The sequence below is a fragment of the Plantibacter elymi (nom. nud.) genome (assembly GCF_900177795.1).
Classification (GTDB): Bacteria; Actinomycetota; Actinomycetes; order Actinomycetales; family Microbacteriaceae; genus Plantibacter; species Plantibacter elymi.
The window spans coordinates 370,497-384,308 of record NZ_FXWJ01000002.1 but is presented as its reverse complement, the minus strand read 5'-3'; the positions used below and the strand labels follow the sequence as shown (position 1 = coordinate 384,308).

Here is a 13,812-nt window from a genome sequence, read left to right as displayed (position 1 = left end):
GTCCTATGCGCACGCAGCGGTGACCGTCGACCGAGCGAGCAGCTCGGCGAGGTCGTGCCGTGATCTCAGAGGAAGGACAGCGCCGGAGGCCCGCGCAAGGCGGTCGTCTCCGGATACACGCCGAGTGGGCGCAGGATCGGCACGTCACGCTGCGGCAGCACCCGCGCGGGCAGCACCGGCGACGCCAGGGCCGCGAGGACCGCGGGCACCAGCCGTGCGAGGACGAACTCCGTGATGGCTCCGGCCGTCGACAGCAGCGTCTCGGCTCGGTGGAGCGCGGCGATGGTCACGAGGCCGGCGACGAGGTGGGCGAACCACATGGCGGCACCGGCGTGGCCGTCGTGCATCATCGGCATCGACGACGTCTCGAGGATCACCGGTGATCCGTGGGAGAGGTGGCCGCTCGGCGTCGTCGTCGAGGTGGTGCCCTGGGCGGTGCCGAGGACGAAGAGCGTGTGGAACAGGACCTGACTCACCGCGACGGAGACTGACAGACGGACGATCGAAAGCCGTCTGCCCGCGAGCAGGACGCAGACGAGCGTCGAGAACACGAGTGGCACGACGACACCGAGGACGCCGGGCAGGGAGCCGCCACCGGCGACGTGCGACAGGAGCGCGACGAAGGTCGAGAACGCCGCGGCGACCACACCACGAAGGGTGCGGGTCGAGCGGGCGGACGACATGTGCCCATTCTTGCAGACCGTCATCACCGTCATGAGGCCGCGCCGTGCCGCCAGGCGAGCAGCGCCGCCCCGATGGAGCGCGGTACTGACGCGCATGTCCGACGCTGATGGCAGACCCCGGCGTCCCGGCGCAACCCCGATGTGGCAGGACCACGCCACGCACGGCGACGGTATACCGTCGACGCATGAGCCACACCCTGGAACCGGGCACGACCGCTGCGCCCGCCGGGTCGCCGGCGGAGGCACGCCGCAAGCACTACGCGGAGTTCTACGGCCTCGCACCGTTGCCGACGGACTTCGGGGTGGTGCTCGGCAACTGCCAGGCTGAATCCCTGCGCACCGTGATGGATGCGCCGGACCGCAGGTTCGTGCGCGTGCCTGCCGTGCATGAGATGACCCCCGAGGACGCGGAGCGGCTGCACGAAGTGGTGGGCGTCGCGCACACCGTGGTGTCGCAACCCGTTCGGGACGATTACCACGATCTGCCTCTCGGCACGCGTCAGGTGGCAGCCTCCACGAGCGGCCGCGTGCTCACGGTGACGCCGGTGCGCTTCGGGGGCTTGCATCCGTTCCAGGCCGCCGTCCGGGTCCCCGGCGTCGAGGAGAACCCGCCGATCGTGGCGTACCACGACGTCCGGACGCTCGCCGCCGCCGCAGGCCTCCCCGTCGCGTCTGCGCTCCAGCCGGACGCCGTGCGCGGGATCGGCCGCGCCTCCGTCGAGGAACTGCGGAGACGCGAGGCTGCGACCGACGTGCCGGTCTCCGACCTCTTCGACTCGGTCACCGCCGACCACGCGCGCACCGTCAACCACCCGGGGAACGCGATCTGGCTGCCGCTCGGCGCCCGCATCCTCGAAACCCTGGGGGCCCCTGGTGGCGTCACCGACCCCGGACGCCCTTTGCTCAACGCGGTGCGCGCCCCCATCGCACCCGAGGTCGTCGACGCCTGGTCGTTGACGGACGAGCCCCGCGACCACTGGATCCTCGAGGGCGTCGAGGTCGACGACGCCGAGGTGCGCGCCGCCCACACCGATTGGTATGCGTCCCACCCCGAGTTCGTCGTCGCTGCCGTCGACCGGCTCGCGGCCCTGCTCTCCGTGTGGCGCAACGCGTGACCGGGAGTGCGCAGCCGTGGGTCGTCGGCAACCGATGGGACACGCTCGACGACGTCCATCCTGATCCGTTGCCACGCGTCTCGGCGATCGTCGCGCACTACGACCAGCCCGGTGAGCTACTCCGGACCCTGCACGCCCTCGCCGCGCAGGACTACCCGCGTCACCTCCTGGAGGTGATCGTCGCCGACGACGGATCCCCGGGTGACGTGTCGGTTCCGGACGACGTGATCCTCGTCCGGCAGGAGGACCAGGGGTTCCGGCTTGCCGCCGTCCGCAACCTGGGCGCGCGGGCGAGCAGTGGCGAGGTGTTGTGCTTCCTCGATGCCGACACGGTCCCCGAGCCGGGGTACGTGCGCGCACTCACGCGGCTGCCCGCCCTGCTGCCCGAGGCGGTCACGGTGGGGCGCCGTCGCCACGCCGATTTCGCCGGGGTCGCCCCGGAGACACCGGTCGTCGAGGCGGCCACCGGCCGTGAGCTCGCCGAACCGGCGTGGCTCGCCGACGAGTACGCGCGCAGTCGGGATCTGCGCGACGCGGACGACCGCTCCTATCGATTCATGATCGGCGCGGTCATCGCATGCTCGCGGAGCCTGTTCGACGAGGTCGGCGGATTCGACGAGTCCTTCACCTCCTACGGGGGTGAGGACTGGGAGTGGGCGCACCGCATGTGGCAGGCGGGAGCGGTCTTCGCCCATGTCCCGACCGCGGTGGCATGGCACGACGGCCCCGAGTGGGCCGAGCGCGACGGCTCAGGCATGGACCGCGCGAACGCCCAGACCATGCGACTGCTCTCGTCGATCCCCGTGTCGGGGTCCGCGCCGCGGGCGCTGTGGTCGGACACGGTGGATCTCGCCGTGCGGTTGCGGGGCGTCCACACGGCGGCCGCTCGGTTCGTTGCAGCGGACTCGCTGTTCACCGCCTTCCCGCAGGCGCGGTTCGTCCTCGAGGACGGCGGAGCGGAGGAGCTCGGGGGAGACCCGCGCGTCCTCAGCGAAGCAGCCGGAGTCGACGCCCGAGTGACGTGGGAGCTCGACCGTCCGATCGTGATACTCGACCCGACGTGGATCATCGATCTCGTCGGCCGCCTCGGCACCGGGGACGTGGGCTCCGTCGAGCTCGTCGACACGGACGGCGCGTCGCTCGGCCGCCTGCGATCCCGGCGGGCCAGGCGGCGCGAGGAACGCTGGGGCAGTCCCGATGCCTTCGAGACGCAGCAGCTCGTCGCCGACGGTGTCCACCAGCTCCGGCCTGATCCCCGGGTGGCGGCCTGGGTCGGCGGCTGGGGCGGACCCTCGTCGTTCTGTTGACCCGATCGGCGACGACGCGCTCCACACGTCTGCACCACCGGACGCACTGAGTGCAACCCCACCGGTTCCGGCCTGCGTCTCGTTTAGCGTGGTCGTCATGTCTCCGCGCGACCAGTACGACCTGACCAACCCCGTGACCCAGTACGACCGGGTCGAGCCACCACTGCAGCACCAGCCGGAGCCCGGCGTGCAGGCCAGGATGACCCCCGTTCCCGACCTCGGTGAAGCGAGCTACCGGGGCAGCGGACGGCTGGCCGGTCGGAAGGCGCTCATCACGGGCGGCGACTCCGGTATCGGTGCGGCCACAGCGATCGCGTTCGCCCGCGAAGGTGCGGACGTGGTCATCGCCCACCTCCCGGGTGAGGAGGAGGACGCCGAGCACGTGCTGTCGCTCATCGCCGACGCAGGGCGCCGAGGCAAGGCGATCGTCGCCGACATCTCGCACGCCGACCAGTGCCGTCGGCTCGTCGCGGAGGCCGCCGACTTCCTCGGAGGCCTGGACGTCCTGGTCAACAATGCGGGCAAGCAGATCGCGGTCGACCGGGTGGAAGACCTCAGCGACGAGCAGTTCGAGGAGACCTTCCGGACGAACGTGTTCGCGAACTTCTGGATCACCAAGGCGGCGCTCGAGCACCTGGGCGAGGGTGCGAGCATCGTGAACACGGCGTCGCTCGAGGCGTACAAGCCGTCACCCGACCGGCTCGACTACGCGGCGACGAAGGCCGCGATCAACAACCTCTCGAAGGGCCTCGCGCTGCAGCTCGCCTCGCGCGGGATCCGCGTGAACGTGGTCGCTCCCGGCCCAGTGTGGACCGCCTTGCAGGTCTCCGACGGCGTCTCCGACGAGCAGATGGAGCACTTCGACGACGAGAACACCTACCAGCGTGCCGGGCAGCCGGCTGAACTCGCGCCGGCGTACGTCTACCTCGCCTCGGCGGAGTCCGGCTACGTCTCCGGGGCGACGCTGAACGTCAACGGCGGCATGGTCACCCCGTGACCGCGGCTGCGTGCACGGTCTTCTTCCTCCCCGGGCTGGGCCTCGACGCCGCCGCGGTCGCACCCGTGGCTCGTGAGCTCGATGCTCGGTTCCGGGTGATCGCCGTCGAGCTGCCCGGCCAGGGAGACACGGCCGACGCGCCGGACGGCTCGGTCGACTCGCAGGTCGACGCTGCCCTCGCCGTGATCGCGGAGCAGGCCGACGGCGGACCCTGGCTGCTGTGCGCCCACAGCATGGGCGGCAAGGTCGCCGCCGGGATCGCCGCCCGGGTCCGCGACGGCGACGTCCCCGTCTTCGGCCTCCTCGGTGTCGTGCTTCTCGCGCCGTCACCGCCCACGCCCGAGCCGATGCCGGACGCCAAGCGCCACCAGATGCTCGCCTGGGTCGAGGACGGGCCCATCGCCGTGGCGGACGCGCAGACCTTCGTGGATGACAACGTGGGTGCGCCCCTGCCGGCCGAGCTGCAGACCGCCGCCGTGGCGTCCGTGCAGGCCATGTCGCCCGTCGCGTGGCGCCGCTGGCTGGAGCAGGGGAGCGTGGAGGACATCGCGTCCTCCGTCGGCACCCTCGACCTCCCGTGCACCGTGCTCGCCGGAGATCAGGACGATGCTCTCGGAGCCGCGGTGCAGCCCGAGCTGCTCTCGGACGTCTACCCCCGCGCACGATTCGTGTCGCTCGCCGGAGCCGGACATCTGCTCTCCTTCGAGCGTCCGGTCGAGGTGGCGCGCGCGATCACCGAGCTGTGGGACGAGATCGTCGCCCACAGTGCGATCGTCCCCGCGGAATGGGGGCTCGTCATCGCGTCCCCGCGGACCACGCCGCGGGTGCGGGGTGCGCTGGCACGCCGCGCCTTGCCGGACGACCCCCGGTATCGGCCCCGTGTGCTGAGCACGGAGCAGCTGGACCTGCTCCGAGCCGTCGCCGCTCGCCTGGTTCCGCAGCCGGCGGGTGGGCGGATCGACCTCGCCGCGCGAGTCGACGCCGACCTCGCAGCCGGTGGTGGCGACGGATGGCGGCCGGTCGGAGGACTCACGGACGACGAGGCCTACCGCGCCGGGCTGGATGACCTCCGAACCGCTTGGCCGGACTCGGCCGATGATCAGGATGCCGTGATCCGTGCCGTGATCGACGGCCAGGGCGTCCCCGGGGGCGCCATCGACGGAGACGATCTGCGGCGCTGGTTCGAGGACCTGCGCGTGGACGTCACGCGGGAGTGGCTCATCCACCCCGCGTCGTTGGCCCGGGTCGGGTACGACGGGTTCGCGACCGGAGCTGAGGACGTCGACTTCGCCGGTTACCGCGAGCTCGGTGCCGACACCCGAGATGACTGGGAGCCCGCCGACCTCGGCGCGGCACCCGCCCCCACACCCGCACAGCAGCAGGAGGACACAGCGTGAACCTGGACGCGATGAAGACCTACGACCTCGACGACAGCGTCGATGTCGTGGTGGTCGGTACCGGTGCGGGTGGTGCACCACTGCTCGCGCGACTCGCTGAGGCGGGGCTACGCGTCGTCGCGCTCGAGGCCGGGCCGAATCACGACCCCGCGGAGTCCACGCCCGACGAGGTCGACGCGACGACGATCAACTGGATGTCCAGCCGGTTCAGCGGCGGAGACGCTCCGACGGCGTTCGGCCCGAACAACAGCGGGTTCGGCGTCGGCGGTGGCACCGTCCACTGGGGCGCGTTCACGCCCCGTCCGGACGCCCGCGACCTGCGTCTGCGCAGCGAGACCGGTCTCGGGCGCGACTGGCCAATCGACCATGCGGAGTTCACCCGCTACGTCGAAGAGGTCGAGGCGACCATCGGCGTCTCAGGGCCTACGCCGTATCCGTGGGACCCATCGCGCAGCTACCTGTACGCGCCGCCGAAGCGCAACGCTCCGGCAGACCTCATGGCGAAAGGCGCCGAGTCGCTCGGTATCCGTGCGACCGACGCACCCGCCGCGATCATCACGCGCGACCGCGATCAGCCGCACCACGGCCTGCGACGCGCCACGACGAACGTCGGCTCGATCCACCAGGGCGAGCGCCACGGTGCGAAGGCGACGACCGCCATCACGTACCTGCCTGCTGCGGTCGCGGCGGGAGCGGAGATCAGGCCGGACGCCGTCGTGCACACCATCGAGCGGGATGCCCGCGGTCGGGTGACGGGGGTCGTCTATCGCCAGGACGGCGTCGACAAGCGGCAGCGCTGCGAGGTGCTCGTGTTGGCCGGCGGCGGGGTGGAAACTCCTCGGCTCCTGCTGCACAACGACCTCGCGAACGCCAGCGGTCAGGTCGGACGGAACTTCCTCGCCCATGGCGCGGTGCAGGTGTGGGGACGGTTCGACGAGCAGATCCGCGGCTACCGCGGCTACCCGTCGGCGCTCATCACCGAGGACTTCGTCCGCCCCGAAGGTGCTGACTTCGCCGGAGGATATCTGCTCCAAAGCCTCGGCGTCATGCCGTTCAACTACGCGACCACCCTCGTGCGCGGCGGCGGTCTTTGGGGCACCGAGCTCGTCGACGAGCTCGACGCGTCCCGGTACAACGCCGGCATCGGGATGAACGCCGAGTGTCTGCCCACCGACGGCAACCGGCTCGAGCTGTCGTCGGAGGAGGACGAGTGGGGTCTACCGCGTGCGACCATCTCGTTCTCGCCCGGCGACAACGAGCAGGCCATCGACCGCCACGCCATCCGCACGATGACGGACATCCTCACGGCGGCCGGGGCACGGAGCACCAGGGTGCTCGCGCGCACGGCGCACACGCTCGGCACGTGCCGGATGAGCGACGATCCGAGTGACGGCGTGGTCGACGGGGACGGTCGATCGCACGACATCGACAACCTGTGGATCTGCGACAACTCCACGTTCCCGAGCGCGCTCTCCGCGAACCCGGGCCTGGCACAGATGGCGCTGTCGCTGCGCACGGCCGACCGGCTGCTCGCGGCCCGGTAGCCGCCACAGCACGGCTCGGCGAGGAGTCGGACCGTGCTGTGGCGCCTTGACTCGCACCCAGTGGGTCGAGGCGCTCCGTACCTTCATCGATGCCCGATGAGATGACACGCACCGCATCAGGCCGGGCCCATCCCACCGGACGTGCCAGCTCGACGAGGCGGGCTCCGGGGTCGCCTCGCGTCAGGCGCCGACGTCGATGGTCACGCCCGCGAGGTCCTCGACCTGCCGCCAGAGGGACGACGCCGCGTCGCCCGCCGGCGTAGCAGTCCTGGCCGTTGGAGCGATGGCGACGGGAGCGCCCCGAAGTCGGCCGACCGGCGAGAAGTACTCGCCGCCCCGGACTTCGGGATCCGTGAGCGCCCTGACCGCGGACCAGGCGGCGGTGTCCTTTCCTTGTGCCCAAGGCGTGTACGGATTCCGCTGGTATGGAGTCGTGTCGTCGCGGATGCCAGGTCGCTCCGGGGTCTTCGCATCGACGCCGACACCGGGCCGGGTCACGACCGATGCGGCGGGCAGTCCGACCGCTCGGAGCCTGCGGTCGAGCTCGAAGGCGAAGACCTCCGTCGCGGTCTTGGCCTTGGTGTAGGCCACGACCCCGATCGCGGGCACCTGATGGAGGTCGTCAAAGCCGACACGCAGCAGTTGGACGAACCCGGTCGAGGTGTGGACGATCCGAGCCACCGAGCCATGATCCACGGCCGTGGCGACCAATGTCGGGAGCAACCTGGCAAGCAGTCGGGCGTTGGCGGCCACGTGGGTGCCGAGCAGGAGGGGCAATCCGTCCGCAGTCAGCTCGCGTCGGTTCATGCTCATCGCACCGCCGTTGAGCAGGACGGCGTCGAGGCGGGGGAGCAAGGCGAGTTCGGCAGCAGCCTCGTCGACGGCGGCGAGCGAGCCGAGCTCGAGTCCCACGTGGCGGACCCGGGCCTGCGGGACTCGGCTCCGAATGGAGGTGGCGGCCCGTCGCAGCTTGTCATGCGATCGGGAGGCGAGCACGACGTCCGCGCCAGCGGCAGCCAGCTGCTCCGCGGCGAAGTACCCGATTCCGGCGGTGGAACCGGTCACGACGATGGTTCGTCCTGTCTGGTCTGGCAGGCGGGTGGGGTCCCAGGTCATACTGTCCTCGTTCCTTAAGCGGATGATCTATCCGTTTGGACGATAGCACAAGCGGATAGGCAATCCGTTTGGCGTAGAGTGGTCCTATGGCCGCTCTCCGTTCCGACGCAGCACGTAGCCGGGCGAACATCCTCGATGTCGCCCGGACCCACGACCGCGCGACGCTTCGACTCAACGACGTCGCCCGCGAGGCCGGGGTCGGGGTCGGAACCGTCTACCGGCACTTCCCGACGGTCCACGCACTCATCGAAGCGCTGTCAGCCGACGCGCTCGACGCGATGCTCGAGACCTCTCGGCGTGCCGCAGCCGAGCCGGATCCGGGCGATGGGCTGGCGCTCTACCTCGGTTCGGCACTCAGGCTGCAGCTCGAGGACGGCGGTCTGCAGGCTGTCCTCCTCTCGCCGGAGGACGAGGCCGACTCCGTGCGGAACGTCAAACGCGAGATCTTCGAATCCTTCACGACCGTCCTCGAGGCGGCCCGCGCCGCGGGTGCCGTCCGCGCCGATCTCACGGTCGATCGTCTGTCGCACCTCGTGTGCGGAATCGAGCACGCGGTGCGGCTCGGTACTCCCGAAGACCTGCCCCTCCTCCTGCAGGTGATGCTCGACGGGCTGAAGCCTCGACCGTGATCACCGGCGCAGCCCCGATGGACCCGGCTTCGGCGAACTCGGCCGCGCCGTGCGGACGGTTCCGGGTGGCCCTGTCGCCTTCCCCCGGCACGCGGTCGGCGTAAGGTCGGCACATGCACCCCGAGCGAACCCGCCAGCCGGCCCTGCGGCGAGCACCATCGAGGCCGCCGGCCGCGTCATCCACTGCGGCAGCCTGGAACGCCTTCCTGCTCCGCCCTGAGGCGAGAGCGTGGATCAGTGCCACCGAGCGTGGACAGCGACAGCCTGAGGTCGGCGACGTTGCGCTGGAGGTCCTGCTCCTGGAGTACCGTCGCCCGGCCCGCCTGGCGCTCGGGCTCGTCTCGTCCGTAGCACTCGTCGCGGCCGCCACCCTCTCCGTCGCGACCGTGACCGTCCTCGGTCCGTTCTGGGTGGGGGAGAGCGGGGCGCTCTTCGGCTTCGTGGTCCTCGTCGGGTTCGCGGTCGCGTTCACGAGCGTCGTCATCCTGCTCGGGCTGCAGGTCTCCGAGAACCGCATCATCCACGCCATCTCCGTGTGGTCCGGCGTCACTCCGGGAACCGGCGGCCCGCCGGAGCCACAGACGGCGACTGCGCAGTCCGTGGACCGGCGGGAGGCGGCGGCGACGCGCACCCTCTTCCTGGCGGTCTCGGGCGCAGGGATCGCCGCAACCGTCGTCTCGATGGTCTGGCTGTCCTCCGCCGAAGGCGGATCGTTCGTGCTGCCACTCGTCGTCGCTGCGGTCTTGCAGCTGATCATCTGGCTCGCGGTCTGCTTCGGGGTCGTCCGCGTGCTGCGGTCGTCGCGGGTCTGACACGCGCGGCGGTCGACCGTGTCGCAGTGCTCGGCTGACACGGTCGGAACCGAGCCCGGGGCGAACCTACTGCTCGTGCACGATCCGAACGCGCGTGACCGAGAAGCCGGCTCGTTCGAACGCGCCACGCATCGGCGTGTTGGCGGCATCCGTGGTGCCGACGATCCGGTCCTGTCCCGACCCGTGGTGCACGTGGACCATCTCCGCCAAGAGGTCGTGCACGTAACCGTGTCCGCGATGCTCGGGGAGCACGCCCAGGTAACTGATGCTCGCGTCGTACGCCGTCCTCGTCGGGATGATGAACCCGGCGGTCGTCCCGTCGAGGAGCTCAGCGACCCGCCAGGCGTCGCGTTCGCCGGGGAGTGATCGGTAGAACGCCAGGTCGTCGTCCGCGAGCGCCTCGAGCCCTTCGCGCGCGACCATGTCCTGCGTGTGCGCATCGAGGGTGCCGGTCGCGACCAGGGCGAACAGCTCGTGGAACGCGTCGTCCGGGGCGGCGACGAAACGGAGGCGCTGCGATCGTCCCGGCACGGGATCGGAGCTGGACCTCGCGAAACTGACCCGCTCGGTCGTGCGCGAGAACCCGCCCGCGCGTGCAGCCTCATGGCGCCACCGCACCGCCTCCACACTCGCAGCGTCATCCGCCCACGCAGGGGAGACGTCGACGTTGAACTCCAGTGCGGGTCCCGCGCCGAAGGCGTCCAGTCCGGCACGGATGAGCGCGGCACCGACACGTTCGGGCTCCGCGACTTCGACCGTGGTGGTGACGCAGTCGAGTGTGGCGGGCCGGTTCGCGTCCGCCTGGCCCCACCAGAGTGCTCGTGCCACCGGGCGACCGTCCTGCTCGGCGATCCACGACCATTCCGGCCGATAGTTCCGACTCCCGAGTTCGGCGGTCAGTCGTTCCGAGTCGATCCAGGCGACGGGTTCGTCGCAGCTCCACGCTTGCAGGAGGGGGACGTCGTCCAGGGTGGCTCGTCGGATGGTGAAGTCGTCGCGGGTGTCGGTCATCGGTTCCAGCTTGGACAGGCGCGACTCGTTTGTCCAGGCCATGCCGCAAGCCCGGCGCGCCGTCGCCAGCGGCGGGACGCGCGAGAGGTTGCCCACTTAGTCGATGGTGTGGCCGCCGTTGACGGTGATCCGCTGCCCGGTGATGAAGCCGGCCCGGTCCGAGGCGAGGAAGGCGACGGTCTCCGCGATGTCGTCGATGGTGCCCATCCGCCCCATCGGCACTTCGGCCAGGTAGGCGGCGATCTCCTGCGGGGAGGCATCGGCGTGGCGCTCGACGGGGATCCATCCGGGTGCAACCAGGTTCACGGTGATCCCGGACGGTCCGAGTTCCCGAGCCCACGAACGGGTCAGGCCGAGCTGCGCGCCCTTCGCCGCGACGTAGGCGGACATCTCCGGCAGGGCCCGCTCGAACATGTCGGATCCGATCTGGATGATCCGGCCGAATCGTTGCTCGCGCATGTGCGGGACGGCCGCCCGCACCAGCAGTGTCGGGCTCTTCACGAAGAAGTCCAACTGGGCGAGGTGGTCGTCCCAGTCGAGGTCGTCGATCGCGACCGTCGGTTGCGGCCCGGTGGCGTTGGCGACCAGGACCGCGAGGGGACCCGCGGTTCCCGTGATGCGCTCGACGAGCGAGGAGACGGCTTCCTCATCCGTCACGTCCGCGCTGAACGCGTCGGCGGCACCGCCGGCCTGGCGGATGGACTCGACGACCTCCGCAGCCTGGTTGGCCCCGGAGCGGTAGTTGACGGCGACGAAATAGCCCTCGGCACCGAGTCGCCGGGCGATCCCCGCGCCGAGGCCTCTGGATGCGCCGGTCACCAATGCGACCCGTCGTCCTGCGGACGCGAGAGACGTCATGCTGTTCCTCTCCTGGTGGTGAGCTGCCGACCGGATTCCCGGCCTCGCCGAGCCTGGCCTTCCCGAGGATACCCGTCGCATTGAGACTGTCTCCGGCTGACCTTCACCCGAGCTGCGCGGCCGCGTCGCGGAGACACGCGATGAACGCTTCGTGGACCGGGCTGTCGTCCGCCCGTTCCTGACGAGCGGCCAGCAGGCGTGTCGTCGGCGACCCGGCGAGCGGCACGACGACGATCGACGGCGGCACCAGCTGCCGCACCGACTCGGGCAGGATCGTCATGCCCACGCCGGCCGCGACGAACCCGAGTGCGGTCTCCTGATGGACGACCTCCTCGACCACCTGCGTCCGACTCGACGTGCCGAGGACCTCCGCGACGCGGTCCACGAATCCTGGCATGAGCGCCCGCGGGTAGGAGATCATCGGGACGTCCATGAGCTCCTCCGCGGTGACCTCGGGTCGGCCCGCCAGCGCATGACCCACCGGGAGGCACGCCACGAGACGCTCCTCGAAGACGACCTCGGTGGTGAGCGCTGGAGAGCTGTCGGATGGCGTCTGCGGGACCTCGTCACGGACGATCCCGACGTCGAGCGTGCCGTCGCGGAGCCGGTCGAACTGTTCTCCTGAGGTCAACGGCACCAGGCGTAGCGTCACCCCGGGGCGGCTCGCCCGGAACAGCTGCACGACACCGGGGAGGACCGTGTAGTTGGCCGAACTCACGAACCCCGCGGTGAGCTCCCCGGCGAGACCGTCGACGAAGTCGCGCATCTCACCCCGGACCGTGTCGAGCTCCTCGACGATGTGTCTCGCCCGCGCCTGGAGATGTCGTCCAGCGGGGGTCAGCGCCACCCGCCTCGTCGAACGGTCGAACAGCGCGGTGCCGACCTCCTGCTCGAGCCGTGCGACCTGGACGCTCAGCGGTGGCTGCGACATGTGCAGCCGTCGAGCGGCGCGCCCGAAGTGGAGCTCCTCGGCGACGGCGAGGAAGTAGCGCAGCTGGCGGAGCTCCATCCCATCGACGATACGACCCTCGTATTACCGCGCTGTTTCGTCCAGATTGCGAGCGGAACGCTCTCAATCGAGGTTCGAATCGGTATTTGACCAGGACGATCGCGACCGTGTTCGCTGAGGACCACACACCCCGACCTGGAGGACCACCCGTGACCGCAGACGCTTCCCCGAACACCCGGATCGACATGCTCTACCTGAGCGAACCGGAGGTCATCGCCGCCGGCATGAAGGACATGGCCCACTGCATGGAGGTCATGGAGGAGGTGTTGGTGCTCGTCGCGAAGGGTGACTACCGGATGGCCGGCCCGACCGCCAACTCGCACGGAGCACCGATCGGGTTCCCCTCCACCTCACCGTTCCCCGGCATGCCGCTCGACGCCGCCGACCGCCGGTTCATGGCGATGCCCGCCTACCTCGGCGGACGCTTCGACACCGCCGGCGTCAAGTGGTACGGGTCGAACGTCGACAACCGCGAGCGTGGCCTCCCGCGCTCCATCCACCTCATCGTGCTCAACGACAAGGACACCGGCGCGCCCTACGCGATCATGTCCGGCAACCTCGAGAGCGCCTACCGCACCGCTGCCGTGCCGGGAGCCGCCGCGAAGCTCCTGGCACCGGTGGACGCGAAGTCACTCGGCATCATCGGGCCCGGCGCCATGAACAAGAGCGCCCTGCACGCCATGACCACCGCCCGTCCCTCGCTCGACACCATCCGCATCCACGGGCGCCGACGGTCGACCTCCGAGGCGTTCGCCGACTACGTCCGCGAGCACTACCCGCAGTTCACGACGATCGAGATCGCCGAGACGGTCGAGGCCGCCGTGCGTGACTCGGACATCGTGTCCGAAGCCGTCACCGGCCTGGTCGGCTCGGAGAACTACCCGTTCATCGACGGCGACTGGATCAAGCCGGGCGCCTTCCTGAGCCTGCCCGCCAACCTGCGGATGGACAAGGAGTACACCCTCTCCGGCAAGGCGCGCCTCATCGCGGACGCGAAGAAGATCTACGAGGCGTGGGCCGAGGAGTATCCGGCGCCGTCACACGAGACCGCGTTCGGCATGATCGGCCTCCACTGGCAGGACCTCATCGGGACCGGCGAACTCGACGAGTCACGCGTGGTCAACATCGGAGACGTCTTCGATGGGAACGCCGTCGGGCGCGAGTTCCCCGAGCAGCCGGTGCTCTTCAGCGTCGGTGGGATGGGCGTCGAGGACGTCGCGTGGGCGAAGACGATCTACGAGAACGCCGTCGAGCAGGGGATCGGCACGAAGCTCAACCTCTGGGACGCCCCGGACCTGGCCTGACCGCCGACCGGCACCGAGCACCGACACCTG

At 70.4% G+C, this 13,812-nt stretch carries 13 protein-coding genes; 8 read left to right on the top strand and 5 right to left on the bottom strand.

Annotated elements, in window-relative coordinates:
* Positions 1-65 precede the first annotated feature (65 nt).
* A complete protein-coding gene (locus tag CCK91_RS06690; RefSeq protein WP_086473398.1) occupies positions 66-683 on the bottom strand; it encodes a hypothetical protein in 618 nt (205 codons plus the stop codon).
* Between the two features lie 185 nt (positions 684-868).
* On the opposite strand from CCK91_RS06690, the gene CCK91_RS06685 reads away from it, so the two are divergent.
* The 5 genes from CCK91_RS06685 to CCK91_RS06665 all read left to right on the top strand — a co-directional run bounded on the left by CCK91_RS06685 (position 869) and on the right by CCK91_RS06665 (position 7,043).
* Complete coding sequence (locus tag CCK91_RS06685; RefSeq protein ID WP_086473397.1) at positions 869-1,798, top strand: WcbI family polysaccharide biosynthesis putative acetyltransferase; 930 nt, start codon at positions 869-871, stop codon at positions 1,796-1,798.
* Positions 1,795-3,105 carry a glycosyltransferase family 2 protein gene (locus CCK91_RS06680; protein ID WP_242664416.1) on the top strand — a complete coding sequence of 437 codons (1,311 nt, stop codon included), beginning with the start codon at positions 1,795-1,797 and terminating at the stop codon, positions 3,103-3,105. Before CCK91_RS06685 ends, CCK91_RS06680 begins: the two co-directional genes overlap by 4 nt.
* Positions 3,106-3,202: 97 nt before the next feature.
* Positions 3,203-4,102, top strand: a complete 900-nt coding sequence (locus tag CCK91_RS06675; protein ID WP_086473799.1) for an SDR family oxidoreductase — start codon at positions 3,203-3,205, stop codon at positions 4,100-4,102.
* Entirely contained in the window at positions 4,099-5,499 is a 1,401-nt protein-coding gene (locus CCK91_RS06670) for an alpha/beta fold hydrolase (protein ID WP_086473395.1), read from the top strand. The genes CCK91_RS06675 and CCK91_RS06670 overlap by 4 nt, the downstream gene beginning before the upstream one ends.
* Entirely contained in the window at positions 5,496-7,043 is a 1,548-nt protein-coding gene (locus CCK91_RS06665; RefSeq protein ID WP_242664415.1) for a GMC family oxidoreductase, read from the top strand. Before CCK91_RS06670 ends, CCK91_RS06665 begins: the two co-directional genes overlap by 4 nt.
* Positions 7,044-7,223: 180 nt before the next feature.
* Here CCK91_RS06665 and CCK91_RS06660 read toward each other — a convergent pair whose 3' ends face one another.
* Positions 7,224-8,159, bottom strand: coding sequence for an SDR family NAD(P)-dependent oxidoreductase (locus CCK91_RS06660; RefSeq protein WP_086473394.1), 936 nt, complete (start codon positions 8,157-8,159; stop codon positions 7,224-7,226).
* Positions 8,160-8,245: 86 nt separating this feature from the next.
* On the opposite strand from CCK91_RS06660, the gene CCK91_RS06655 reads away from it, so the two are divergent.
* Positions 8,246-8,788 carry a TetR/AcrR family transcriptional regulator gene (locus CCK91_RS06655; RefSeq protein ID WP_086473393.1) on the top strand — a complete coding sequence of 181 codons (543 nt, stop codon included), beginning with the start codon at positions 8,246-8,248 and terminating at the stop codon, positions 8,786-8,788.
* A 113-nt stretch (positions 8,789-8,901) separates the two neighbouring features.
* A complete protein-coding gene (locus CCK91_RS06650; protein WP_086473392.1) occupies positions 8,902-9,600 on the top strand; it encodes a hypothetical protein in 699 nt (232 codons plus the stop codon).
* A 66-nt stretch (positions 9,601-9,666) separates the two neighbouring features.
* Here the strand turns inward: CCK91_RS06650 and CCK91_RS06645 are convergent, their stop codons facing one another.
* The 3 genes from CCK91_RS06645 to CCK91_RS06635 all read right to left on the bottom strand — a co-directional run bounded on the left by CCK91_RS06645 (position 9,667) and on the right by CCK91_RS06635 (position 12,478).
* Positions 9,667-10,611 carry a GNAT family N-acetyltransferase gene (locus CCK91_RS06645; RefSeq protein WP_165766996.1) on the bottom strand — a complete coding sequence of 315 codons (945 nt, stop codon included), beginning with the start codon at positions 10,609-10,611 and terminating at the stop codon, positions 9,667-9,669.
* Between the two features lie 96 nt (positions 10,612-10,707).
* Positions 10,708-11,469: an SDR family NAD(P)-dependent oxidoreductase gene (locus CCK91_RS06640; RefSeq protein WP_086473390.1), complete on the bottom strand. Its 762-nt coding sequence runs from the start codon at positions 11,467-11,469 to the stop codon at positions 10,708-10,710.
* A 103-nt stretch (positions 11,470-11,572) separates the two neighbouring features.
* Positions 11,573-12,478: a LysR family transcriptional regulator gene (locus CCK91_RS06635; RefSeq protein WP_086473389.1), complete on the bottom strand. Its 906-nt coding sequence runs from the start codon at positions 12,476-12,478 to the stop codon at positions 11,573-11,575.
* Between the two features lie 149 nt (positions 12,479-12,627).
* Here CCK91_RS06635 and CCK91_RS06630 point away from each other — a divergent pair, with 149 nt between their 5' ends.
* A complete protein-coding gene (locus CCK91_RS06630; protein WP_229938800.1) occupies positions 12,628-13,782 on the top strand; it encodes a tyramine oxidase subunit B in 1,155 nt (384 codons plus the stop codon).
* The last annotated feature ends 30 nt before the right edge of the window (positions 13,783-13,812 follow it).

What these genes read in the sequence shown, in the direction of transcription:
- CCK91_RS06635 (WP_086473389.1), bottom strand. Translation starts at nt 12,478, where the DNA reads ATGGAGCTCCGCCAGCTGCGCTACTTCCTCGCCGTCGCCGAGGAGCTC.
- CCK91_RS06685 (WP_086473397.1), top strand. Translation starts at nt 869, where the DNA reads ATGAGCCACACCCTGGAACCGGGCACGACCGCTGCGCCCGCCGGGTCG.
- CCK91_RS06655 (WP_086473393.1), top strand. Translation starts at nt 8,246, where the DNA reads ATGGCCGCTCTCCGTTCCGACGCAGCACGTAGCCGGGCGAACATCCTC.
- CCK91_RS06690 (WP_086473398.1), bottom strand. Translation starts at nt 683, where the DNA reads ATGTCGTCCGCCCGCTCGACCCGCACCCTTCGTGGTGTGGTCGCCGCG.
- CCK91_RS06645 (WP_165766996.1), bottom strand. Translation starts at nt 10,611, where the DNA reads ATGACCGACACCCGCGACGACTTCACCATCCGACGAGCCACCCTGGAC.
- CCK91_RS06675 (WP_086473799.1), top strand. Translation starts at nt 3,203, where the DNA reads ATGTCTCCGCGCGACCAGTACGACCTGACCAACCCCGTGACCCAGTAC.
- CCK91_RS06660 (WP_086473394.1), bottom strand. Translation starts at nt 8,159, where the DNA reads ATGACCTGGGACCCCACCCGCCTGCCAGACCAGACAGGACGAACCATC.
- CCK91_RS06650 (WP_086473392.1), top strand. Translation starts at nt 8,902, where the DNA reads ATGCACCCCGAGCGAACCCGCCAGCCGGCCCTGCGGCGAGCACCATCG.
- CCK91_RS06640 (WP_086473390.1), bottom strand. Translation starts at nt 11,469, where the DNA reads ATGACGTCTCTCGCGTCCGCAGGACGACGGGTCGCATTGGTGACCGGC.